Origin of the sequence: Serratia oryzae (assembly GCF_001976145.1) — a bacterium.
Taxonomy (GTDB): Bacteria; Pseudomonadota; Gammaproteobacteria; order Enterobacterales; family Enterobacteriaceae; genus Chania; species Chania oryzae.
On record NZ_MOXD01000001.1, the window covers coordinates 433,111 to 458,172 of the forward strand.

Here is a 25,062-nt window from a genome sequence, read left to right on the forward strand (position 1 = left end):
AACGCAACCCCTAACTGCTCATTATTTAGCTAATTTCAATTAAGAGTAGCCTCGTAAAATAGGGCTGTTTTCCCTCGTTTTTTTAACTATTTTGTAAAACCAGATGCAAGTTTGAGCGAACGATCAAAATAAGGGGCCTTAATACAAAAAAAATATTCTCTTTCGAAAAAAGTTTGTGTAATACTTGTAACGCTACATGGAGATTAACTCAATCTAGAGGGTGTTATAATGAATCGTACTAAACTGGTACTGGGCGCGGTAATCCTGGCTTCTACTATGCTGGCTGGTTGCTCTAGCAATGCTAAAATCGATCAACTGTCTTCTGACGTTCAGACTCTGAACGCTAAAGTTGATCAGCTGAGCAACGACGTGAACGCAATCCGTTCTGACGTTCAAGCAGCTAAAGATGACGCAGCGCGCGCTAACCAGCGTCTGGACAACCAAGCTCACGCTTACAAAAAGTAAGTTAGCTTTGGTAATTAAAAACGGTGCACTTTGTGCGCCGTTTTTTTTTACCTGCGATTCAGTGTCTGCTCTTTTGATCGCTACCACCTTTTCTACAGACAAAAAAAGAGGCCCAGCATGCTAGACCTCTCCATTCCCTACCCTAAACCCGATTTAATTTACTGAGCTGATCGGCGCCCCTGCTGGAGTGTCGCTATTTGCGCTCTGAGGTGCCTCAGGCGTCGCAGGAACCTCAGAAGGGTCCTGACCTACACTCACCAGCACCGGCATGCCAGAACGCCGTACAACGGCGCTGTCGAACACCGCTTTGTCAGTCTGCTGATCGTTGGCAAAGGCTTTCTGGTTTTTAGAAAGCGGGATTGGCATAGTCTGCGGATCGTCACTAGCGACCTTCGACAACGGCTGGTGCACTTCCACATAGCGCTTACCGTCAGGTTCGACGGAAACCTTCACCGGCTCGTTGATGATCTGCACCCGCGTGCCTTGGGGGATCATATTGAACAAGGCTTCGATGTCGTCTGGACGCAAGCGGATACAGCCGGAACTGACGCGCATGCCGATGCCAAAGTTGGCATTAGTACCGTGGATCAGGTATTGGCCATGCCCCATCGACAGGCGCAAGGCAAACAGCCCCATCGGGTTCTCTGGCCCAGCCGGGATCACCGCCGGAAGTATTTCGCCTTTAGCCGCATAGCGTTTACGGATGTTGGCCGTTGGCGTCCAGGTTGGGTTCGGGATCTTCTGGCTGACCGACGTCACCTGCAGCGGGGTGTTCATTCCTGTCTGGCCAATGCCGATCGGATAGACGATAACCTTGTCTTCCCCTTTCGGATAGTAGTACAAACGCAGCTCTGCCAGGTTAACCACTATCCCTTCGCGTGGCGTATCCGGCAGCAGCATTTGGGTTGGGATCGTCAGCGTTGACCCCGGCGTTGGCAGATAGGGATCGGTACCCGGGTTAGCTTCGAGCATCCCCAGCAGGCCTATCTTGTATTCAGCGGCAATCATCTCAAGCGAGCGCCCATCGTTCGGCACCTGATAAATAATATTTTCACCAATCAGGCGGCTACCTGCTGGCGGCAATGGATATTCGTTCGCGCTGGCAGCCTGGATGCCTGTCAGCGCGGTGGCGAAAAACATGCCTAGTAGAGTCAACGTACGTTTCATTCTCATCCCTATTCTTAATTACACCTTCGAATCTGCGCCCACAGGGCAGCAAAAACTTTAGGTATACAGTTCAATCACAAGAGTATCTGGCGCTTGCCGGTGGGTAAATCGGATAAATGCTCGAACAATACTAGCAAGAACGGGGGTAAAGGCAATAAGTTGTCTAAAAATCAACACGTTATAACACAATCCATACGTCAGATTGTCAACGAAACGTCAATGACTAACTTGCTGAAATACCACTGATTTAGCCGAGGTAAACGGAGGATTTATCAGGATTGTAAAGGCTCATTGACATTAATATCTGCTCAATGAACCTGGATATTAGGCTAACTGCGCGGCGCGGCTGCGAATAGCGCGGATCATCGCCTCAAGCCCCTGAGACCGGGAAGGCGTCAAATGCTGGCTAAGCGCCAGTTCAGCGAAGAATGGCCGCACGTCCAGATCGATAATCTGTTGCGCCGTAAGCCGGTGATACAAAATAAAGACCACCGCCAGCAACCCCTTGACGATCGCAGCATCGCTGTCGCCATGAAACTCAACCCGCCCTTCGCCCGCATCGCGCAGCACAATCCATACCTGGCTCTGGCAGCCAGCGATCAGATTACCCGCCCGCCGGTCGGTTTCTGCCAACGGCGGCAATTGATTGCCCAATTCGATCACGTACAGGTACTTCTCTTCCCAATTCAGGCAACGGGAAAAATTACGCACCAGTTTATCTTTGTTCGGTAAGTTTGCCATACGGCTCCCTCTGTGATGAAAGGCGTTAGCCAAGTAACCGCTGGATCCGTTGCAACCCGGCAACCAACCGATCCACCTCTTCCTGCGTGTTGTATAGCGCCAAAGAGGCACGACACATGCTCGGCACGCCATAGAAGGCCATCAGCGGCATCGCACAGTGGTGCCCGGTACGAATGGCAATGCCGTACTGATCGAGAAAACTGCCCACGTCATAGGCATGATGTTCACCCAAATTAAAAGCAATAACGCCCGCCCGCGCCGCTGGGCCATAAATCTTTAGCGCTGGCACCTGCTGCAGCGCCTCCAGCGCGTAGTGCATCAGCGATTGTTCATAATCGTGGATCGCCTCCAGCCCCAGATCGTTCACATATTCAATCGCTGCCCCCAGTCCCATGATGCCCGCGCTGTTGGGCGACCCGGCTTCAAAACGCCACGGTGGTGCGGCAAAGGTGGTGCCTGCCGTCAGACTGACCTGCTGGATCATCGCGCCACCGCCTTCCCACGGCGGCATCTGTTCTAGCAACGCTTGCTTGCCGTATAAAATGCCGATGCCAGAAGGCCCGTAGAGCTTATGGCCGGAGAACGCATAGAAATCACAATCCAGCGCCCGGACGTCAACCCGCTGGTGCATCACCGCCTGCGCACCGTCCACCAATACCTTCAACCCAGCGGCTTTAGCCACAGGAATGATGTCACTCAGCGGATTGACGGTGCCCAGCACATTAGAAATTTGAGCGATCGCCAGCAGGCGGGTAGAAGCGTCGATCAGGTGCGGTAACTGCGCCTGATCCAAGGTGCCATCCGGCTGCAGTGGCCAGACGCGCAGCTCAATACCGCGCTCCTGTGCCAGCATCTGCCAAGGCACAATGTTGGCGTGATGCTCCATTTCGGTGATGATGATACTGTCGCCCGCCGCCAGTAAATGGCGGCCAAAGCTGTTAGCCACCAGGTTGATGCCTTCGGTGGTGCCTTTCACAAACACGATCTCTTCTGCCGATGCCGCATTGATAAAGCTAGCTACCTGCGCGCGCACCGCTTCCATCTGCTGCGTCGCTTCCGCACTCAAGGTATGTATGCCACGGTGCACGGCGGCGTAGCCGTGGCGATAAAAATCCAGTTCGCGGTCAATCACCGTCTGCGGTTTCTGCGCGCTGGCGGCGCTGTCCAGATAGGCCAGCGGTTGCCCGTTCACTTCGCGTGCCAGCAAAGGGAAATCGCTGCGCACCCGCTCCAGGGGGTAACTCATGCGCCCTCCTTTGGCAGGCGTTCAGCAATGCGTGCCAACACCTGGGCACGCACGATCGGGTTGACAATCCCTTCAGTCAGTTCAGCGGCGAAGGCAAAAATGATCATCCTCTGTGCCGCCTGTTGATCAATCCCGCGCGATTGCAGGTAGAACAGTTGTTCGCCATCAATGCGCCCCACGGTAGCACCATGGCTACACTTGACGTCATCCGCATAGATCTCCAACTGCGGTTTGGTGTCCACCTCTGCCACTTTCCCTAACAACAGGTTATGGTTGGTCATCTGACCATCGGTTTTTATCGCGTGTGGGGCCACTTTGATCATGCCGTTGAACACCGCCTTGGCGCGATCGCTCACCACCGTTTTATGCAACTGGCGGCTTTCGCCATAGCCGCGGTTGTGTTCCAGATAGGTTCGGGTATCACACACCTCTTTCCCCACCGGCAGCACCAAGCTGTTGAACACCAGATTAGCCCCTTCACCATTCAACTGCGCGCTGGTGTTATGACGAGTCAGCCCCGCGCCAAGCAGGAAGCTGTCACTTTTTACCCGCGCATCTCGGCCAACCTGCAGATCGTTATGCGCAAAGTGAAAACTGGCCTGGTTTTCAAACGCCAGTTTGCAATGCTGTAACACCGCGTTGTCGCCAATCGTCGCGGTCAGGCGTGTGCCGGTAAAATGAGCCGCTGGACCGAGGCTGACATAGTGCTCGATCACTTCCGCCTGCGCACCCGATGCGATATCCAGGTGGTGCCGGTGATACAGGGTATTCACTTCTCCTTCATCATCACGCCCAGCGCTGATATGCAGCAAATAGAGCGGTTTGCCGGGCACTTTCCCGGCCGGCAGGCGGATCACGCGGGTTTCCTGCGCCAGGCTTTCGGTCAGATGCAGAAAAATCTCCGGCTGAATCGGCTCCGGCAGCGTGTGGGGTGCCTTCTCCAACTGGTAATCCCCCAAATCCTTGTCGCTCAACTGCGGGCAGAAACGCCCATCGATAAATACCAGGCGATAGGCGTCAATCTTCAGCGCCAGGGCATCGCGCTGGGCAGCACTGAAGGTTTTCCCCAGAGGTTCCACAAACTGTTGATCCAGCAAAGCGTCCAGCGGGGTATATTTCCAGTTTTCCTGCTTGCGAGTTGGCCAGCCAAGGCACAGAGCCTGCTGCCAATGGGCCTGCGCGTGAGGAGAGAACTCGCCACCACGGGCAACGAACAGGTGGCGCATCTGCTGCAGCACCGGGGAATCATTGTTGCTCGGAAAGCCAGCCATAGCCCTGCTCCTCCAGCTGTTTCACCAACGAGAAATCACCCGATTTAACGATGCGCCCTTGAGAAAGAACATGCACATAGTCCGGCTGGATATAATCCAGAATACGCTGGTAGTGAGTGACGATGATAAAAGCGCGCTGGCCGTCGCGCAGCGAGTTAACGCCGTTGGCGACAATCTTTAACGCATCAATATCCAGCCCGGAATCGGTTTCATCAAGGATGCACAAATCCGGCTCCAGCGCCGCCATTTGCAGGATATCGTTACGTTTCTTCTCGCCGCCGGAAAAGCCGACGTTTACCGAGCGGGTCAGCAGATCGGCGGGCATACTCAGCAAGGCGATTTTCTGTTCAATAAAGTCGGCAAAGTCGAAGCGATCGAGCGCCTCTTGCCCACGGTATTTGCGCACCGCATTAACCGAGGTTTGCAGGAAGAAATGATTACTGACGCCGGGGATCTCAACCGGATACTGAAACGCCAGAAAAATCCCTTCTCCGGCACGATCTTCAGGCGCCAGCACCAGCAGATCTTTACCTTTGAAGGCCACGTTACCGGCGCTCACCTGATACTCTTCACGCCCGGCCAGCGTGGCGGCCAGCGTACTTTTGCCCGAGCCGTTCGGGCCCATGATGGCATGAACTTCACCCGGCTTAATTTCCAGGTTCAGGCCCTTGAGGATCTCATTGCCTTCTGCGCTAACGTGCAAATTTTTGATGCTTAACATGCTGTATCCTCATTGGCGTGCTTAGCCGACGCTATGTTCCAGGCTGATCGCCAGCAGTTTTTGTGCCTCAACGGCAAACTCCAACGGCAGTTCGGAGAACACATCCTTGCAGAATCCATTGACGATCATCGAGATAGCATCATCTTCACTGATGCCTCGTTGCAGACAATAAAATAGCTGGTCGTCACCAATCTTCGAGGTGGTCGCTTCATGCTCCAACTGGGCGCTGTTATTGCGCACTTCCACATACGGGAAGGTATGCGCGCCACTATCCGGCCCGATCAGCATGGAGTCGCACTGGGTAAAATTGCGCGCGTTTTCTGCCCCAGGCAGGATCTTCACCAGCCCGCGATAGGTATTCTGGCTGTGCCCGGCGGAGATCCCTTTGGCAATAATGGTGGACTTGGTATTTTTGCCGATATGGATCATCTTGGTGCCGGTATCCGCCTGCTGACGGCCGTTGGTCAAGGCCACTGAGAAAAATTCACCGATGGAGTTGTCACCTTGCAGGATCACGCTGGGGTATTTCCAGGTGATCGCCGAGCCGGTTTCCGACTGCGTCCACGACATTTTGGAACCCGCCCCTTCACACAATGCGCGCTTGGTGACAAAGTTCAGAATGCCGCCCTGGCTTTCGCCACCGGCAAACCAGTTCTGCACCGTGGAGTATTTCACCTCGGCGTCTTTATGCAGGATCACCTCCACCACCGCCGCGTGCAGCTGATAGCTGTCGCGCACCGGCGCTGAGCACCCCTCAATGTAGCTGACGTAACTGCCTTCATCGGCGATCAGGATAGTGCGTTCGAACTGGCCGGTCTTGGCCGCGTTGATGCGAAAATACGTGGAGAGCTCCATCGGGCAGCGAACGCCTTTCGGCACATAGACAAAGGTGCCGTCGGAAGCCACCGCAGCGTTAAGCGCGGCAAAAAAGTTGTCATTATGCGGCACCACGCGGCCAAGGTATTTGCGCACCAGATCTGGATGCTGTTGAATCGCCTCACCGAGCGAGCAGAAAATCACGCCGCTTTCCGCCAGCTTGGCTCGATAGGTCGTGGCCACGGAAACCGAGTCAAAGATGGCGTCCACCGCCACCTCGCTGCCTTCACGCACCGGCACGCCCAGCTGATTGAACGCCAGTTCCACTTCGCTGGTCAGATAACTGTTTTCCACCACCGCACCGGGTTGCTGTTCTGCCCCCGGCTGAGAATCGCAGGTATCATCACAATGGCCGCAGGAAGGGGCCGAGTAATAGCTGTAATCCTGATAGTTCAGAGCGTCATAGTGGGCTTTCAGCCAATGCGGCTCGTCCATTTGCAGCCAGGCACGGTAAGCCTCCAGACGGAACGCCAGCATCCACTCGGGCTCATTGCGCTTGGCAGAAATAGCGCGCACCACCTCTTCATTGATGCCCTTGGCTAACTCATCGGTGGCCAACTGGGTGAAAAAACCTTCCTTGTAACGCCCGTCGCTGACCCAAGCCTGTACATCATAAGTAACGTCTACCTTGCTTCGCGTCATGTTGGTTGCATCGCTCAAACGCCAAAGCTCTCACCACACCCGCAGGCGTTCTGAGCTTTAGGGTTATTGAATTTGAAGATCTGATTCAGCCCATCACGGACAAAATCCACCGTGGTTCCATCAATAAACGGCATGGCTTTCAGTGGCACATACAGCACCGCGCCATCACGTTCAAAACGCAGATCGTCCGCGGCGGGCTCACGGGTCAGATCCAGCACATAGGCAAAACCGGCACAACCTGACTGTTTCACTCCAAGCCGCAACCCCAACACCTGTGCGTCCTGCTGCATTAATTTGCTAATCTGCTTCACTGCGCTGTCACTGAGCGAAATCCCCTGCCAGACCTGGTCTGCCAAAGAGAAAGTACCGACATTTTCCGTTTGCATAAATTTGCCTCACCGTTGTGTTTCACCACAGCCAATTGAACATAGATATAAAATACCTATTTATGCATTTTATCTGTCGCAAAAATGCGCTTTTCTGTTTTAAGTTTAGTCGTTACTGAATTTTTTGAGCCGCCGGTGAGCAAATGGGCAGCAGGAGGAAGAAAAGCGTGGGCTGAATGGCCCGCAGGTCGGCTCTGCGGGCACAAGGATTAATCAATAACTGCCGTAGTAAGGCGAGAGGTGCAGCACAGACGATCGCGCTCGTCGAAAATTTCGATCTGCCAGACCTGATTACGGCGGCCCGCGTGCAATGCACGGCAAACACCGCGCACCTGCCCGGCAAACACCGCCCGAATATGGTTGGCGTTGATTTCCAACCCAACCACCTTTTGCTCCCCTTCGGTACAGAGGTAACCGGCCATGGATCCCATCGACTCCGCCAGCACCACCGAAGCCCCACCGTGCAGCAGGCCGAACGGTTGCGTAGTGCGATGATCAACCGGCATCACCGCCTCCAGGTAATCATCCTCAAGGCGGGTAAACAGGATCCCCACATGCCCGACCATGCACCCTTCACCGGTGCGGTTGAGCTGTTCCAGCGTTGCTTCACGTTTCCACAATTTCACGCCATTATCTCCAGAAGAGCCTGTAACGGATGCCGCACGCCATTGCCTTCGATGCGTTTCACCTGGCTGCGGCAGGAATAACCGGTCGCCAAGCAACGTTGCCGTGGCAAACGTTGCAGCGCCTGGTGCCAAGAGAGTTCATAAATCCCCAAGGAATTCTGCAGATTCTTGGCCTCATGGCCGTAGGTTCCCGCCATGCCGCAACAGCCGACGCTGACGTTCTCCAGTTTTGCACCAAAACGGCCAAATATCGCAGCCCACTGCTGGGTGCTGGCTGGCAGCGCCGTGGTTTCGGTACAGTGGCCAAACAGATACCAGACCTCCCCCGTTGCCGCTTGTTCCGGGCGATCGGCCAACAACTGCTGCAACCACTCGTGCACCAACTGCACCTGGAAACTGCCGCGGGCAGCGCCGAGTATTTCTTGGTATTCATCGCGATAGCATAATACCAAGGCCGGATCGACCCCCACCATCGGCATACCGAGCTTCGCTACACGGTTGAGGAAGTCGGCCGTTTTACGCGCCGTCTTGGCAAAGCGAGCCAGGAACCCTTTGATATGCTGTGCTTTACCGTTGGGCGAGAATGGCAGCAATACCGGTTGGTAGCCCAGCTTTTCCACCAGCCGCACAAAGTCTGCCACCACCTGCGCGTCGTAGTAGCTGGTAAAGGGATCCTGGACGATCAGCACATGCTGTTCACGCTGTGCCTCGCTCAAGGCCTCAAGCTGTTCCAGCGTCATGGTAAAAGCACGGTGGCCGGAAAGCTGCTGACGCAAGGTCGGGCTGGAAAGCAGCGGCAAATCCACCATGCCGATCGTGCTGCGGCTCAGGTTGCGCACCCACGGCTGTTTAAAGAAAAAGTTGAACACCTTCGGCGCTTTGGCCATCAGTGGCGTGTAGCTTTCGACACCGGCGACCATGTAATCGCGCGCCGGGCGCAGGTAACGGGTGTGATAAAGCTGCAGGAAACGGGAACGGAAGCCTGGTACGTCGATCTTGATCGGGCACTGGGTCGAACAGGCTTTACAGGCCAGGCAGCCGGACATGGCCTCTTTCACTTCATGCGAGAAATCATACTCACCTTTACCCGCACGCCAGCTATTGCGGGTTTTCTCGATCACACTGCGGAAACTCAGGCGCTGCTGTGGCAGTTGCTGCTCCAGCGCTACCGGATCGACGCCCTGCTCGGCCAACAAACGCAGCCACTCTCGCACCAATGCCGCACGGCCTTTTGGCGAGTGAATGCGGTTACCGGTAATCTTCATCGACGGGCACATCGGGCTGCGCGTATCAAAGTTGAAGCACAGGCCGTTGCCGTTACACTCCAGCGCACCACGGAACGAAGTGCGAACATCAAGCGGAATGCGGCGATCCAACGTGCCGCGTTTGGCGGCATCCACCTTCATCATCGGCTCATCCACACCGATTGGCGGGCAGATTTTGCCCGGGTTGAGACGGTTCAGCGGATCAAACGCGGTCTTGATGCGGCGCAACTCCTCATACAGCACGTCACCAAAGAAGGCCGGGCTGTACTCCGCACGGAAGCCTTTACCGTGCTCGCCCCACAGCAACCCGCCGTATTTGGCGGTGAGGGCCACCACCCGATCGGAGATTTCCTTCATCAGCACTTCTTGCTGCGGATCGCACATATCCAACGCCGGGCGCACATGCAGCACCCCTGCATCGACGTGGCCAAACATGCCGTAGCTCAGGTTGTGGCTGTCGAGCAACTGGCGGAATTCGGTAATGTAATCGGCCAGATGCTGCGGCGGCACGCAGGTATCTTCGGCAAACGGAATCGGCTTGGCCTGCCCTTTGGCGTTACCCAGCAGCCCAACAGCCTTTTTGCGCATATTGTAGATACGCTCGATACCAGTGAGGTCGCTACAAATCTGGTAGCCAATCACCCCAGATTGTTGCCTGGCGATCAAATCGTCCAGGCGTTCACACAGCGCCGCCATCTGGCCGTCGATCAGCGCTTGATCGTCACCGGCAAACTCAACGATGTTCAGCCCGAGCATCTCTTTATCCGGCACGTTGGTGATCAACTCGCTGACTGAATGCCAGACGATATCCTCACGCGCCAGATTGAGCACCTTGGAATCGATGGTTTCTACCGACAGCGCTTTGGCCTCCACCATCACCGGCGCATTGCGCAGTGCAGAGTCGAAAGAGTCATATTTGATGTTAACCAGGCGGCGCACTTTCGGCAGCGGCGTAATATCCAGCCGCGCTTCGGTGATAAACGCCAGCGTGCCTTCGGCCCCGGTAAGGATGCGCGTCAGATCGAAGGTTTGCAGATCGTCGCTCAGCACATGGCGCAAATCGTAACCGGTGAGAAAGCGGTTAAGCTTAGGGAATTTTTCCAGGATCAGCGCGCGCTGTTCTCGGCAACGGTTGAGCACCGTGGCATAAATACGCCCTTCCGGCGTATCTTCCTGGGCAATCGTTTCCGCCAGCGGCGTCGGCATGGCGCGAGTATCAATCATCTCTCCCCCCAGCAACACCGCCCGCAGCCCGAGCACGTGATCCGAGGTTTTGCCATACACCAGTGAACCCTGGCCGGAGGCGTCGGTATTGATCATCCCGCCAAGCGTGGCGCGGTTGCTGGTGGAAAGCTCAGGAGAGAAGAAATAGCCGAACGGCCGCAGATACTGGTTAAGTTGGTCTTTAATCACCCCGGCTTCAACCCGTACCCAGCCCTGTTCAACATTGATATCCAAAATGCGGTTCATATAGCGCGACATGTCAACCACAATGCCGCTATTCAGCGCTTGGCCGTTAGTGCCAGTGCCGCCACCGCGTGGGGTAAAAGCCAGCGCCTTGAAGCGCTCTTCTGCCGCCAAACGGGCCAGCAACGCCACATCGCTGGTTGAACGGGGGAACACCACCGCATCGGGCAGGAGTTGATAAATGCTGTTGTCTGTCGCCATGGTCAGGCGATCGGCATAACTGGTGGCAGTATCGCCGCTGAATCCGTTCTGTTTTAACGCTTCCAAAAAATCGAGCACCCGTTGAACGAGACCAGGTGCCTGAGAAATCTGTGGGATCATTCGCTTTTTTGACCCTGTTTGTCTAATTTTTAACTACTTAACCGGGCCTAGATGCAGACCCACCCCTATCTTTTATCGTCGGTAAAAACTAGCATACTTCGTTTCGTGGAGGCACTCACATTATCACAAACTCACGGCAACAGAAGCGCCAGCGGCAAAACGTGCGCTTGGCTGTGAAAGTTGCCCGAAATGCTCCATGATAACAAGGGATAGAAGATTTCACTGAATAGGATGAAAACGCATTCATGACACAACCGCAACGCCACTATGACTTACCCACGATTATTTTTGGCGTGTTGTTTATTGCCATTATGATCGTCGCCAGTTTTTGGGTGGTTCAACCGTTTATTCTTGGCTTTGCCTGGGCTGGCATGGTGGTGATAGCAACCTGGCCGGTATTGATTAAAGTACAGCGCCTGCTGTGGGGCCGCCGCTCGCTGGCCGTCCTGATCATGACCATTCTGCTGATCCTGCTGTTTGTGCTGCCTATTTCGCTGCTGGTCAGCAGCGTTGTCGATAACAGCGCCCCCATCGTCTCCTGGGTGAATTCACCGGGTAAGGTCAGCATTCCCGATCTGGAGTGGTTACGCGCCATCCCGCTGATCGGCGACCGGGTGTATAACAGCTACCACCTGCTGGTGAGCACCGGCGGAACTGCGCTGATCGCCAAAGTGCAGCCTTACTTCGGCCAGACGGCAACCTGGTTTGTCACGCAGGCTGCGCATATTGGCCGCTTTCTGGTGCACTGTATGCTGATGGTGCTGTTTAGCGCCTTACTGTACGCACGCGGAGAACAAGTCGGGCTGGCTATCCGGCATTTTGCGGTGCGCCTAGGGGCCGAACGTGGCGATGCTGCCGTGCTGCTGGCCGGGCAAGCGATTCGTGCCGTAGCGTTAGGCGTGGTAGTAACGGCTCTGGTGCAATCGGTGCTGGGGGGGATTGGTCTGGCCGTTGCTGGCATTCCTGCCGCTACGCTGCTGACCGTGCTGATGTTTGTGTTCTGCGTGGCGCAGTTGGGGCCATTGCTGATCCTGATCCCAGCGATTATCTGGCTGTACTGGACCGGAGAAACCACCTGGGGCACCGTATTACTGATCTGGAGCTGCGTGGTGGGCACCTTGGACAACTTCCTGCGCCCGGCGCTGATCCGCATGGGGGCCGATCTGCCATTGATTTTGATCTTATCCGGTGTCATCGGCGGCCTGCTGGCATTTGGTATGATTGGGCTGTTTATCGGCCCGGTGGTGCTGGCGGTTTCTTACCGTTTAGTCAGTGCCTGGGTTAATGAAGCACCGCAACCCAATCGCGATATAAAAGAAGTGGTCAAAGATTTAGAACAACTGTAATCTCCCCGGCCTGCCCGACCACAGGCAGGCCATCAATCCCATTATTGCTGTTTACTCCCCCTGCCACACATGACTCTTTATGCCTCGGCACAAAAAAGTTGCACTCGGGGATATTGCCAGCCGTTTTTATTCCCCGGGTTTTATTAGGATGAATCTTAATGACGCCTACAGCCTAAGTGCTTAGTCTTATTACTCTATTTGGTACAAAACCTTAGCTTCTCCATCACGTATCAAATCGATCATCCCATGTATATAAATTGCTGTGTGTAGTCTTTGCCCGTCACCTTCGATGGGCCTTTTTTTATCCTTTTCACGTGCCGGGTACCCGGCATTGTTCCAGGATTATTCAACCGTAACGGGTTTTACTGCCGGGAGAGGTTGGCTTGTGACGCGATGCTTTAGCACATAACAGGCGACGATGCCAAAACATGCCATCACTACGGTATAGCCAAAATAAAGCTGATAACCGGTTTTCTGATCGGGGGCATAATCCATAATATAGCCATTAATCAGTGGGATAAAGATATCTGGGCAATAACCCACCGCAGAAATCACCCCGATTGCCAGGCCGAGCTTGGTTTCCGGCACCTTCAGGTTCTCGATAATCGCCCAGTATAGGCCGCGTACTGCATAAGTCAGCAGGCCGACAAAGAGAATAAAGAAAACACAGAATCCAACCACCACACCGGAAGGCAAATGAGTTGCCGGGATAGCGATCAGGCCGACCAGGCCAAGCGCACTTAGCATTAACGCGTAGGTTAATACCTTGATATTCCCTAACTTGTCACCCAGGAAACCACCGACTACCCCCCCGACCGGCCGCAACCATAGTTTGATCGTGGTGATCGTCCCTGCCATCACGGCAGTAAATCCCCAACCGCCGGCCTGCAAATAGCCTGAAAAGCTGTAGGTAGACCAGAATAAGTGGTAACCAGAAGAGATGATAATTGCGATCAACCACACCTCGGGCTGGCGCAGGATAAAACCCAGATCCTTAATCACGTTTTTATTGGTGGTTTTAGCCCGCTTTTCTTCTGTCTCATGTGGAGCGTTGGCTTCAAACCAGATACAGACAAAGCAGACCACGGCTAAGGCTATGCAGAACCAAGAGTACAGGTGAATCACGTAGACCAGCCCCTGAACCACGTTTGCGTCATTCGGGCCAACCGTTACCGAGAAAATAAACAGCGCAATGCTGGCCAGGATCGATTCAACCAGGCCGCGACCGCCATCGTAAATCCCGTAAAAGCGCCCAGCCTCATTTTTTGCCGCCAGCAGCTTGATGCGCTTCATCACCGCCCCCCAGAAGGTCAAGCCGGTAGTGATTCCCCAGCCTGAAAAAATGATTAACAGTGCGGTATAGGAAGGCAAGGTACTGTACCAAAGCCCTAACAGGCCCGTCCCCAATAGAGACAGGGTGATCAGCTTCATCGGTTTCACTCTATCGGCTAACCAACCGCTGGGTGTATAGCAGATAAAAAACAAAAACCCCATGATTGAATACAACTCACCGAGTTGCACATTAGTAATATTAAAAGCTTGGATCATCGTATCCTGATAAATCTGCCTCAAATATAGCATCGGATATATTGCACCGCCGGCGATGGTCAGCAGTAATATCTGTATATATCGAGTGCTATTTTTAACTTGCTCTGTCTTTACTCTATTTTCCATAATAGTCATACCTGTGTGATATCGTTTACCCTCTTTTATCCAAGCGGCACGGCGGCGCAAACCAGATGTTTATTTAACTTCTGGGTGCACTACCGGAAGATTTGCTGGAATAGACCGGAGAGATTTTTTATATACCCTTCATACTTCAAGTTGCTTGGGTGTTGGCTGCCTTTACTCACCCCAGTCACTTACTTGAGTAAGCTCCTGGGGCTTCGCTCAGTTGCCGCCTACAAGCAACTCGAATTATTTTTGGTATATTTTGATGGTCTATTAAGAAAATCATAGACCTCTGACAACAGTGGATCTGTATAACTACGTACTTTCATATAGACGTTTTTATTAATGCCATCATAATAAATATGATTTTTTTGATTAGGGATATACTTTTTCTTAATCTGCACCATATCTCTTTTTGCCTGGTTAAAATCCTGTACCACCCCTAATCCAACGGCAGTACACATAGCCGCACCCAGGCAGGCTGAACTGTTGGCTTGCAGGGTATAGGTCTCTTTACCAAAGAGATCGCAGATAATCTGCACTAAAACATCGCTTTTTGCCCCGCCGCCAATAATCCGGATGCTATTGATGGAGGATGCTGTTTCCTGCAGCATGGCATCAATATTGTTCTTTATCGTGTAGGCAATAGCTTCCAAAATAGAGCGATAAATATGGTACTTAGTATGGCGCTGATCAAAACCGAACATCATCCCCTTACGGAATTGATGGCTTGGCGGGCTCAGCCAATCAAGAATAGTAATCAACCCTTCTGAACCCGGGGCAATGGATTCGGCAATACGGTTTAATACATCTTCTTCACTGATGTTTTCCATCTCAGCAATCTTGCTGATATCTTCACCCGCTAAATGTTTAAACCAACTCACCGTCCACATACCCCGCCGGATCCCGGTAGATTCATAGACATATTTGAAAGGTTCACACGCCAGCGTCGGGAAAAAACTCTCGGCATGGGAGAAATAATCATGGCGGTACAGCATGGCCGAAATAAATGTCCCCAGCGAGATCATAATTTCATCAGCGGCGGTAATGCCCGCGCCAAGCACTTCAACAGCCTTGTCATTACCGGTAGCAAATACGCAAATATCCGCATTCAGACCAAAACGCTCGGCGAGTTCTGCCCTGAGCGGCCCGTAGCTCTCGCCGGGTTTGATCAGCTCAAACAGTTGGCTGCGCGTGAGCCCCTGGCGCTGGATCTCAGCATCATCTGCCCATTGCAGGGTCTGCCAATCCATAGGCCAATAAACTTCCTGATTGGAACAACTGTCTTTGAAAGCGCCGGTTAAGCGTAAACCAAGATAACCGGACGTGGTGGTCACATATTTTACCGCGTCATTCTGATGAACATAGGGCTGCGACATACGCATATCCATCCAACTGATGACCGGTTCAACCAGTTCACCCTTCTCATCCAGCAGCACCCTGCAACAGCGAATAGTACACAACCCTATTCCCAGGATCTGACGCCGATCGCCGGTAAATTTATCCAGGCAATCTTCTATGGCGCGAACCAGGCTCTCCCAGAGATCTTCTCCGGGATGGTAAACAACGCCCGGTGCCGGTGTTTCTGTATTCTGCAATAAATCACTGCCATAACAGATTTCATTACCCTGTTGGTCAAAAATACCTACCTTGGTACTTTGCGATCCACTATCAATACCCATAAATAGTTTTTTCATTATTCACTTCCATTATTCTTGATATCTATAGTGGGGATAGAGTGACTTATCCCTTTAGCCTGAGTTGCAGCCTTATTGACCGCAACTCGAAGCTCTTAGGATATTACACCGACCGCTCCCGTTCCCCTTGGGGATTGATCCGTGAAGGTTACTCGAAGAAATGCTCAGTGCCTGGCTGCGGATAAATACAGCCGAAATTCATGATACCTTTCGGATCATAAACCTGTTTCAGCCCTTGCAGAATATAATAGGCGCTGCCATGCTCCTGCTCGGTCCATTCATTTCGATATTTACCAATGCCGTGATGGTGACACATTGAACCACCCAGTTTCAGCGTCTCTTCCACAATAATGCGCTGAATAGGATGGTGATAAATACGCATTTCATCTTTCGCTTCGCAGTGGATATTGTAGTTATAAACAAAGTACATATTGGTACCGTTAATATAACTGTGCGATGAGTGCCCACCCAGCATGGTGAGATCTTCACTGCGTTCAAATTCACTGCGAATACGCTGGATCACGCGATCGTAGATTTTCGGGATCATTTCCCAACTTGCAGAGATCTCGGTAGTGAAACCATCATGACGATTATGATTCACCATCTCGCTCACTTCTTGCTCGATGCGCGCCTGCGACCAGTTGAGATGATTGAACCAGTCTTCGATCAGCTGGCTTTTAACCGGTTTCAGGATCCCCGCAGCATGTTCCTTGATGATTTCGTTGATGCCATCAATGGTGGCATTCACAATGCCGGAAGGCCCTTCCACCATAAAGATCAGAACACACTTGCCTTCGTGGAAGGCCGAGAAATGCTGCGCCGCATCCTCTTCTGAATAAACCCGCGCCACCGAAGGGCGGTAACCTGCCACCATGACGTCACGCAGGATCTTGATACCTGAGGCAACATCCTTGATTAAGTGCCCGATAAACCGGTTATTCTCCGGGTAGAACTTGAACAGTTTCACCGTGACTTCGGTGATAAAACACAGGGTACCTTCGTTACCAATCACCACATGGCGGATGTCCGGGCCGCCGGCGCGGCGTGCGACACTCTTGATACGTGAAATGTGCCCATCAGGGAAGACACACTCCAGGCCAAGTACCATATCCTCAATTCCACCGTACAGGGTAGAAAACTGGCCGATACTGCGCGTGGCCACTAAGCCACCATATTGTGCAACCGGCTTGGACTGCGGCGAATGGCCGGTTGTCAGCCCCTGTTTGCGCGCTTCATCTTCCAGCGTTTGCAGGCAAACCCCGGCTTGCACCGTGGCTTCCATATTGTAGCTGTCGATCTTGATGATTTTATTCAGGCGTGCCGAGTCAATCACCAGGGTATTTTCTTTCCAGTTTTCCAAGCCACCTTCGGTCGCCGTCTTGCCGCTGCGTGGAATAACGTTAATGGCATTTTCATTACAGAATTTGAGTATCTCAGCCACTTCATCGGCACTTTCTGGCAGCACAATGGCGGTAGGGAGAGGAACATTAAGCTGCTCTTTGGCCTTAGCATATTTTTTATATCTGTCGGCTGCTGCATCATAGAGCTTGGCATGATCGGTCACGATCTGATCCGCTTTCAATAGGCTATGCAATTGCTTTAATGTGTCATGCTTATTCATATTTACCCTTATCATTATCGATTAACGCACTAAAAAACCACCGTCGACAGCTATCACTGAGCCGTTAACATAATTGGATGCATCTGAGGCCAAAAAGACTGCCGTCCCCATCAGATCGGCAATATTTCCCCAACGATTGGCCGCAATATGCGAAAGTACCCGCTTATTAGCATCAGGATCTGAGCGTGTTTTTTCGGTTAATGGCGTTGCATAATATCCAGGCGCAATCGCGGTGACCTGAATATTGAATTGTGCCAATTCGTCGCAGTAGGCTTTCGTCAGCCCAACAATCCCGTGCTTACTCGCCGAATACGCCGGTGACCATTGCCCGCCCAAATAAGAGAACATGGAAGCGATATTGATGATCTTCCCACTCCGCTGCGGGATCATGTATTTGGCCACTTCGTGCGACATTTCAAAGGCGGCGCTCAGATTGAGGGCGATCATTTTATCCCACTGCACGCGGGTGAATTTGAGAACATCCGGTTCGTTAATGCACATCCCAGCATTGTTGACCAGTATATCGATGCGCCCAAAACGAGCTGCTACCTGATCTATTGCCTGTTGGGGTTCCCCTTCACGGGTAATGTCCGCCAGAATAAAGTGATAATCCACCCCGCACTCTTCTACCAGACGCCGGGTTTCCCCTTCGTCGTCCGCAATGGCGATAACGGCGACATTAGCCCCAGCTTTGGCAAACGCCAGACTGTATGCCTGGCCCAGCCCGCTGTTGCCCCCCGTGACGATCGCTGTTCTTCCTTTTAGAGAGAACAGGTTCAAACTGAAGTCTGTGATTTTTTCCAACATGAGCGTTTCCTGATAATTTTTTAACGTTTCACTTTCATCACCTCTAACTCTGGACAACATTTATACCGATAATTTTCCATAAAAACATGCTTTAGATCCAATTTATGGAAAATTAACGCAACAACATTTATTAATTCTTTATAAAAAGATAAAATTGACATTATTTTTATTTATAATGCTAATTTATGGTTTTTAAAACTTAATAACTTTATTTTATCAGAACATAATTCTGATGTTGGAATTATAAATACGGAGCGATCTTGCCAAGATGGTTATCTCTTCAGCAAGTGGGGTACTCATTGGGAGGTTTTTCTCGTAACATTGAACGAGGATGCTCTGGGCCTAACATCGGAAATAAATCATGATAAAAATTGATTACAATGGTTTGAATGCGTTGGAAAAGAAACTATTAGACAGCACTAAAGAATGCATTCAACATAATTCAACGGTTTCTATTACTGAGCTTAGCGCACAGTTTGATGTTTCAACGTCGAAAATATCCAAGTTTGTCAGAAAACTGGGGTTTGAATCTTTCAAACAATATAAAAAATATATTATCAGCGAACATAATGACACCTCCCCAGAAAAACCATCAAGTGAATTACAGCGTATAGCAGATTACATCGCCAATTTTGATGATCGCCTTGCTCATGATTTTTGGTTAAAGATAAAAGATTGCAATAAGCTGATTATCTATGGGTTAGGCCCCTCTTACATTTGCGCTGATTACTTCGCCTATCGCCTGCGGATCTTTTCTGATGTATTTACGCTAGCCACCAATGAAGTCACAACCGTCAGAAACTCTGACAGTAAGGACACTAAACTCCTGGTGCTATCAACGACCGGATTATTCAAATCCTTTGATGAAGACCTCTCCGGTTTAAATTACAAAGAGATTATCTTTTTATTTGAAGAGTTCCGTTATTTCCCTAAACTACAGCAAAACACGCTTTTTTATCTTACCAATAGCGGTGGCAACAGCAAGCTGAAGCCTTATGAAAAATCGCGGACGTTGTTTTTTATTTTCTTGGAAGAAGTGATACAAAAGTTCATGCCAAATAGTAAACCCGGTGAATGAAATGCTTATACCCAAAATAATTCGAGTTGCTTGACAAAAACGCAATGCGTTTTTGAACAGCGCTTGCCCCTAAGAGACTCGGCCCTGACTTGGGCCGAGTAACGCAGAACACCCAGGCAACTTGAAGTATGAAGGGCATAGGGGCACCTAGTGGCGCCCCTAGAGAGAAGAGTTACTTTTTCTGCGCCAGATTCATCCAGGTTTGCACCACGGTATCCGGGTTAAGTGACAGGCTGTCGATTCCCTGCTCCATCAGCCACTTGGCCAAATCCTCATGATCCGATGGGCCTTGGCCGCAAATCCCCACGTACTTGCCATGACGTTTGGCAGCTTGGATCGCCATGGTCAGCAGCATTTTGACCGCTTCGTTGCGTTCATCGAACAGCTCAGAAACCACGCCGGAATCGCGATCCAGCCCCAAAGTCAGCTGCGTCATGTCGTTGGAGCCAATCGAGAAGCCGTCGAAATATTCCAGGAACTGATCGGCTAACAAGGCATTGGAAGGGATCTCGCACATCATAATCACTTTCAGCCCGTTCTCACCGCGCTTGAGCCCCTGACGCGCCAGCTCCTCTACCACCGCCTCAGCCTGTGCCACGGTGCGCACAAACGGCACCATAACCTCAACGTTGGTCAGCCCCATGTCATTACGCACCCGCTTCATCGCTTCACACTCCATGGCGAAGCAGTCACGGAAACTTTCGGCAACGTAACGGCCAGCCCCACGGAAGCCCAGCATCGGGTTCTCTTCATGTGGTTCGTACTTCTCGCCGCCCACTAAGTTGGCGTATTCATTGGATTTGAAGTCGGAAAGACGCACGATAACGCGCTTAGGCCAGAATGCCGCACCCAGCGTCGCGATCCCTTCGGTTAAACGACCAACATAGAACTCGACCGGATCGTCGTAACCTTGCATCAGCGCCCTGATTTCGGCTTGCAGTTCTGGCGGCTGCTGGTCAAATTCCAACAACGCGCGCGGGTGCACGCCAATCATGCGGTTAATGATAAATTCCAAACGCGCCAGACCTACCCCTTCATTCGGCAGACGGGCAAAATCGAAGGCTCGATCCGGGTTGCCCACGTTCATCATGATCTTCAGCGGGAGCTCTGGCAGTTCGGTGACTTCAGAACTTTGTACGCTGAAGTCCAGCATATCGCTGTAAACAAAACCGGTATCACCCTCGGCACAGGAGACCGTGACTTTCTGCCCATCCTTCAGCAGATCGGTGGCATGCCCACAGCCAACCACCGCTGGGATCCCCAGTTCACGGGCGATGATCGCCGCGTGACAGGTTCGGCCGCCACGGTTGGTGACAATTGCGGCCGCCTTTTTCATGATCGGTTCCCAGTCCGGGTCGGTCATGTCAGTCACCAGCACATCCCCTGGCTGAATGCGATCCATTTCGCTGATGTCGTTAATCACTTTCACCGGGCCTGCGCCAATGCGGTGCCCGATGGCGCGCCCTTCCACCAGCACGGCGCTATTGCCGTTCAACTGGTAGCGCTCCATCACCTGCTCATTGGAACGCACGGTTTCCGGGCGCGCCTGCACAATCAATAGCTTGCCGGTGTGCCCATCTTTTGCCCACTCGATGTCCATCGGGCGACCATAATGCTTTTCGATCAGTAAAGCCTGGTGCGCCAACGCCTGCACTTCATCATCACTCAGAGAGAAACGATTGCGCTGCGCTTCTGGCACATCTTCAATCCGAACCTGTTTGCCGTGATCCTGCGAGGGCGCGTACACCATGCGGATTTTCTTCGACCCCAGATTACGCCGCACAATGGCAGGTTTGCCTTTCAGCAGCGTCGGCTTGTGCACGTAGAATTCGTCCGGGTTGACCGCCCCCTGCACAACCATTTCACCCAGACCAAATGCCGAAGTGATAAACACCACCTGATCGAAACCAGACTCGGTATCAATGGTGAACATGACTCCTGACGAAGCCAGATCGGAACGCACCATGCGCTGCACACCGGCAGACAACGCCACGCCGCGATGATCGTACCCTTGATGCACCCGGTAGGAGATCGCACGATCGTTGAACAACGAAGCAAATACGTGCTTGATCGCCACCATCACGGCCTCAATGCCCTGCACATTGAGGAAAGTTTCCTGTTGGCCAGCAAAGGAGGCATCCGGCATATCCTCTGCCGTGGCGGAAGAACGCACGGCGAAAGAGGCATTACTTTCACCGCCAGCCAGTTGCTGATAGGCCAACGTGATTTCACGTTCAAATTCTGCATGGAAAGGTGTGTCGATCACCCATTGGCGAATTTGCGCACCGGCCTTGGCCAGTTGAGCAACGTCGTCAACATCGGTTTGATCCAGTAACTGATAGATGCGCTGATTAACACCGCTTTGCTCAAGAAAATCATTGAACGCCTGTGCGGTGGTAGCAAAACCGTTCGGCACGGCTACACCTAAATCGGAAAGATTGGTGATCATTTCACCGAGGGAGGCGTTTTTACCCCCAACACGGTCAACGTCGTGCATGCCAAGCTGGTTGTACCAAAGCACATTACGCAAGTCTGGGCCATTGTTAGACATCGAGACAATCCTTATTGCTATCAGTAGGGTCTAAGCGAATTTAATTCGGTAAGCGAAGCGAAATCAGACTAGCACAATGACCCAAAGAAAATGGAAAGGTGAATCGATCAACCCAATGAAAAAAATGAATTTTAAGAGAAAGACGCAGCGGCATAATTTTAATGGGGATCGTTCCCTTAAACACTAACAAACTGATATTAAACAAATTAAGTAAGATTTTAAATTTCGATTAAATACACACTCTCAAACGGGCTGAATTTGACGGAAATAACCTGTTCGGCGTGATAAAATTGTTTAAAATTAGGCGCAACAGTTTTATAAAAAATAAAATTGCGTTTTATAATAACGCGTAATCCGCTATTTACTCACCTTGCCTGATTAAAATATGACTTTATTTATCGCGATTGCTCGTGTTATCACAAATTTCTGACCCGGCGCTTTACCCGCCAATCATTCACAGACCATGATATTTTGCTACAACAGGATTATCGTTTTCAGCGAGAGAGTGACGAATGGAAAGAAGCGTTTTTTATATTTCTGATGGTACGGCCATTACTGCCGAAGTGTTGGGACATGCGGTACTGTCACAGTTTCCGATCGCGGCCACGACCTATACCTTGCCATTCGTAGAAACCGAAGCACGTGCCCGCGGCGTGTGCCAACAGATTAACGATATTTACCAGCAAACCGGGGTGCGCCCGCTGGTGTTCTATTCGATTATTTCCCCGGAGGTGCGCCTGGTGATCACCCAGAGCGAAGGTTTCTGCCAGGATATCGTGCAAGCCCTGGTTGGGCCGTTACAAGGGGAACTGGGGGTAGAACCTACGCCCATCGCCAATCGCACCCACGGTTTGACCGAAAGCAATCTCGACAAATATGACGCCCGTATCGCCGCTATTGATTACACTTTGGCGCATGATGATGGCATTTCGCTGCGTAATCTCGATCAGGCACAGGTGATCCTGCTGGGCGTTTCACGCTGTGGCAAAACCCCCACCAGCCTGTATCTGGCCATGCAGTTTGGCATCCGTGCGGCCAATTATCCGTTCACCGCCGACGATATGGACAATCTGCAACTGCCTGCCGCGCTAAAACCCTTTCAGCACAAGCTGTTTGGCCTGACGATTGACCCGGAACGCTTAGCCGCCATCCGTGAAGAGCGGCGAGAGAACAGCCGTTATGCGTCAATACGCCAGTGTCGGATGGAATTAGCGGAAGTCGAAGCCTTGTTCCGCAAGAATCAAATCCGCTACCTCAATACCACCAACTATTCGGTAGAAGAAATCTCCACCAAAATCCTCGATATTCTCGGCATGAGCCGCCGTATGTTCTGAAGCTAAAATATGCGTGGTAGGCCTGCTGCCTGCCACTTAATTTTAACCTGCGTTGCTTTTTACAGGTTTATGCAAAATAACCGGCCCACTACGGTTGAATTCAGCGATTTTTACGTTATTGTGATCCTCATCACTTCCCGGTATTCCTGCCGTAGCGAAGAACAGTTTTAGAGAAAATCATGCAAAAAACAGATGAACTGCGGACCGCGCGCATCGATAACCTCGTTACGCCCCAAGCGTTAGCGGAAAAGTTGCCGATCTCAGACGCCATTGCCGATAATGTGACAGCGTCACGTAAACGTATTGAAAACATCCTGATGGGCGAAGATCGTCGCCTGTTAGTGGTCATTGGCCCCTGCTCCATTCACGATCTGGATGCGGCTACCGACTATGCACACCGCTTGAATGCCCTGCGCGAACGCTATCAGGATCGTCTGGAAATCGTGATGCGTACCTATTTTGAAAAACCGCGTACCGTTGTCGGCTGGAAAGGGTTAATTTCCGATCCCGATCTGGATGGCAGTTTTCAGGTCAACCGTGGGATTGAAATAGCCCGCAAGCTGTTGCTGGCCGTCAACCAGCTTGGCCTACCTACCGCCACCGAGTTTCTGGATATGGTGATCGGCCAGTATATTGCCGATTTAATCAGTTGGGGGGCGATTGGCGCTCGTACTACCGAAAGCCAGGTTCACCGCGAGATGGCCTCTGCGCTCTCCTGCCCAGTAGGCTTCAAGAACGGTACCGACGGTAATACCCGTATTGCCATCGATGCGATCCGCGCGGCTCGTGCCCGCCATATGTTCCTGTCGCCCGACAAGCATGGCCAGATGACCATTTATCAGACCAGCGGTAATCCGTTCGGCCACATTATTATGCGCGGGGGCAAAAAGCCGAACTATCACGCCAGTGATGTAGTGGCCGCCTGCGACAGCCTGCGTGAGTTCGATCTCCCAGAACATCTGGTGATCGATTTCAGCCACGGTAATTGCCAGAAGATGCACCGCCGCCAGCTAGAGGTGGCTGAGAACGTCTGCCAGCAGATCCGTGCCGGTTCAATGGCCATCGCCGGCGTGATGGCGGAAAGTTTCCTGGTGGAAGGAACACAGAAAATCGTCAGCGGCCAGCCGTTAACCTACGGCCAATCGATCACCGATCCTTGCCTGAGTTGGGCCGACAGCGAACAGTTGCTGGCCATGTTGGCAGATGCGGTGGATACTCGTTTCTGATCGCTTTGAGTGGGGTGTTTAACGCGCCCCACCGGCAACGCGGAGCCTTGGCATGAGCAACTCGCTGTTAACCATTCCCTGCATTACCCTGCAGGGGGAGCACAAAACGCTAGCCGACTTCCCCGCACGGGTTTATCTGGTGGTCAACACCGCCAGTCGTTGTGGCTTTACCCCACAGTACCGGGGGTTGGAAACTCTCTGGCAACGCTACCGCGCACGCGGCTTGGTGGTGCTCGGGTTTCCCTGCAATCAATTTGGCAAACAAGAGCCAGGAGATGCACGCGCGATCGCCGACTTCTGCACTCTGAATTACGGCGTCAGCTTCCCATTGTTCAGCAAGATCGACGTTAACGGTGCGGATGCTCATCCGCTGTTCAGCGAACTGAAACGCCGAGCGCCCGGTTTGCTGGGCAGCCAACGCATCAGATGGAATTTCACCAAGTTTCTGTTCACTGCAGAGGGTGCCCGAATCACGCGCTTTGCTCCGTTTACCAAGCCAGAACGGCTCGGTGAACATATCGAAAAACTGCTCTAGCC

Annotated in this window: 20 protein-coding genes; 6 read left to right on the forward strand and 14 right to left on the reverse strand. The window is 52.2% G+C overall.

What is annotated here, in order from left to right:
• The first annotated feature begins 228 nt into the window (after positions 1-228).
• Complete coding sequence (locus BMI79_RS02055) at positions 229-465, forward strand: major outer membrane lipoprotein (protein ID WP_005165631.1); 237 nt, start codon at positions 229-231, stop codon at positions 463-465.
• A 153-nt stretch (positions 466-618) separates the two neighbouring features.
• On the opposite strand, the gene BMI79_RS02060 is transcribed toward BMI79_RS02055, so the two are convergent.
• The 9 genes from BMI79_RS02060 to ydiJ all read right to left on the reverse strand — a co-directional run bounded on the left by BMI79_RS02060 (position 619) and on the right by ydiJ (position 11,194).
• Positions 619-1,632 carry a L,D-transpeptidase family protein gene (locus BMI79_RS02060; RefSeq protein WP_076940166.1) on the reverse strand — a complete coding sequence of 338 codons (1,014 nt, stop codon included), beginning with the start codon at positions 1,630-1,632 and terminating at the stop codon, positions 619-621.
• Between the two features lie 324 nt (positions 1,633-1,956).
• Positions 1,957-2,373 carry a cysteine desulfuration protein SufE gene (sufE, locus tag BMI79_RS02065; protein WP_076940167.1) on the reverse strand — a complete coding sequence of 139 codons (417 nt, stop codon included), beginning with the start codon at positions 2,371-2,373 and terminating at the stop codon, positions 1,957-1,959.
• Between the two features lie 25 nt (positions 2,374-2,398).
• Positions 2,399-3,619, reverse strand: coding sequence for a cysteine desulfurase SufS (gene sufS, locus BMI79_RS02070; protein WP_076940168.1), 1,221 nt, complete (start codon positions 3,617-3,619; stop codon positions 2,399-2,401).
• Positions 3,616-4,890: a Fe-S cluster assembly protein SufD gene (gene sufD / locus BMI79_RS02075; protein ID WP_076940169.1), complete on the reverse strand. Its 1,275-nt coding sequence runs from the start codon at positions 4,888-4,890 to the stop codon at positions 3,616-3,618. Before sufD ends, sufS begins: the two co-directional genes overlap by 4 nt.
• On the reverse strand, positions 4,865-5,611 hold the full coding sequence (gene sufC / locus BMI79_RS02080; protein WP_076940170.1) for a Fe-S cluster assembly ATPase SufC: 747 nt from the start codon (positions 5,609-5,611) through the stop codon (positions 4,865-4,867). Before sufC ends, sufD begins: the two co-directional genes overlap by 26 nt.
• A gap of 21 nt (positions 5,612-5,632) precedes the next feature.
• The gene (gene sufB, locus BMI79_RS02085; RefSeq protein ID WP_076940171.1) at positions 5,633-7,129 is read right to left on the reverse strand and encodes a Fe-S cluster assembly protein SufB; all 1,497 of its coding nucleotides are present in this window, start codon (positions 7,127-7,129) and stop codon (positions 5,633-5,635) included.
• A gap of 14 nt (positions 7,130-7,143) precedes the next feature.
• Positions 7,144-7,515 (reverse strand): Fe-S cluster assembly scaffold SufA, encoded by a 372-nt coding sequence (sufA, locus tag BMI79_RS02090; RefSeq protein ID WP_076940172.1) that lies wholly within the window; start codon positions 7,513-7,515, stop codon positions 7,144-7,146.
• Positions 7,516-7,724: 209 nt separating this feature from the next.
• Positions 7,725-8,141 carry a 1,4-dihydroxy-2-naphthoyl-CoA hydrolase gene (gene menI, locus BMI79_RS02095; RefSeq protein ID WP_076940173.1) on the reverse strand — a complete coding sequence of 139 codons (417 nt, stop codon included), beginning with the start codon at positions 8,139-8,141 and terminating at the stop codon, positions 7,725-7,727.
• Positions 8,138-11,194, reverse strand: coding sequence for a D-2-hydroxyglutarate dehydrogenase YdiJ (gene ydiJ, locus BMI79_RS02100; protein ID WP_076940174.1), 3,057 nt, complete (start codon positions 11,192-11,194; stop codon positions 8,138-8,140). The genes menI and ydiJ overlap by 4 nt, the downstream gene beginning before the upstream one ends.
• 245 nt (positions 11,195-11,439) lie before the next feature.
• Here ydiJ and ydiK point away from each other — a divergent pair, with 245 nt between their 5' ends.
• On the forward strand, positions 11,440-12,540 hold the full coding sequence (ydiK, locus tag BMI79_RS02105) for an AI-2E family transporter YdiK (protein WP_076940175.1): 1,101 nt from the start codon (positions 11,440-11,442) through the stop codon (positions 12,538-12,540).
• Between the two features lie 342 nt (positions 12,541-12,882).
• Here ydiK and BMI79_RS02110 read toward each other — a convergent pair whose 3' ends face one another.
• From BMI79_RS02110 to BMI79_RS02130, 4 genes are all read right to left on the reverse strand, one after another.
• Complete coding sequence (locus BMI79_RS02110; protein ID WP_341865647.1) at positions 12,883-14,223, reverse strand: MFS transporter; 1,341 nt, start codon at positions 14,221-14,223, stop codon at positions 12,883-12,885.
• 218 nt (positions 14,224-14,441) lie between these two features.
• On the reverse strand, positions 14,442-15,908 hold the full coding sequence (locus BMI79_RS02120) for an FGGY-family carbohydrate kinase (RefSeq protein WP_083704348.1): 1,467 nt from the start codon (positions 15,906-15,908) through the stop codon (positions 14,442-14,444).
• 148 nt (positions 15,909-16,056) lie between these two features.
• Positions 16,057-17,544 carry an FAD-binding oxidoreductase gene (locus BMI79_RS02125; protein ID WP_076940178.1) on the reverse strand — a complete coding sequence of 496 codons (1,488 nt, stop codon included), beginning with the start codon at positions 17,542-17,544 and terminating at the stop codon, positions 16,057-16,059.
• A 6-nt stretch (positions 17,545-17,550) separates the two neighbouring features.
• Positions 17,551-18,336 (reverse strand): SDR family oxidoreductase, encoded by a 786-nt coding sequence (locus BMI79_RS02130; protein WP_076940179.1) that lies wholly within the window; start codon positions 18,334-18,336, stop codon positions 17,551-17,553.
• Positions 18,337-18,697: 361 nt separating this feature from the next.
• Here BMI79_RS02130 and BMI79_RS02135 point away from each other — a divergent pair, with 361 nt between their 5' ends.
• Positions 18,698-19,414, forward strand: coding sequence for a MurR/RpiR family transcriptional regulator (locus BMI79_RS02135; protein WP_076940180.1), 717 nt, complete (start codon positions 18,698-18,700; stop codon positions 19,412-19,414).
• Positions 19,415-19,586: 172 nt separating this feature from the next.
• Here BMI79_RS02135 and ppsA read toward each other — a convergent pair whose 3' ends face one another.
• The gene (gene ppsA, locus BMI79_RS02140; RefSeq protein ID WP_076940181.1) at positions 19,587-21,965 is read right to left on the reverse strand and encodes a phosphoenolpyruvate synthase; all 2,379 of its coding nucleotides are present in this window, start codon (positions 21,963-21,965) and stop codon (positions 19,587-19,589) included.
• A 512-nt stretch (positions 21,966-22,477) separates the two neighbouring features.
• On the opposite strand from ppsA, the gene ppsR reads away from it, so the two are divergent.
• The 3 genes from ppsR to BMI79_RS02160 all read left to right on the forward strand — a co-directional run bounded on the left by ppsR (position 22,478) and on the right by BMI79_RS02160 (position 25,060).
• Complete coding sequence (ppsR, locus tag BMI79_RS02150; protein ID WP_076940182.1) at positions 22,478-23,299, forward strand: posphoenolpyruvate synthetase regulatory kinase/phosphorylase PpsR; 822 nt, start codon at positions 22,478-22,480, stop codon at positions 23,297-23,299.
• Positions 23,300-23,478: 179 nt separating this feature from the next.
• The gene (locus BMI79_RS02155; RefSeq protein WP_076940183.1) at positions 23,479-24,525 is read left to right on the forward strand and encodes a 3-deoxy-7-phosphoheptulonate synthase; all 1,047 of its coding nucleotides are present in this window, start codon (positions 23,479-23,481) and stop codon (positions 24,523-24,525) included.
• A gap of 52 nt (positions 24,526-24,577) precedes the next feature.
• Complete coding sequence (locus tag BMI79_RS02160; RefSeq protein WP_076940184.1) at positions 24,578-25,060, forward strand: glutathione peroxidase; 483 nt, start codon at positions 24,578-24,580, stop codon at positions 25,058-25,060.
• Positions 25,061-25,062: the final 2 nt, after the last annotated feature.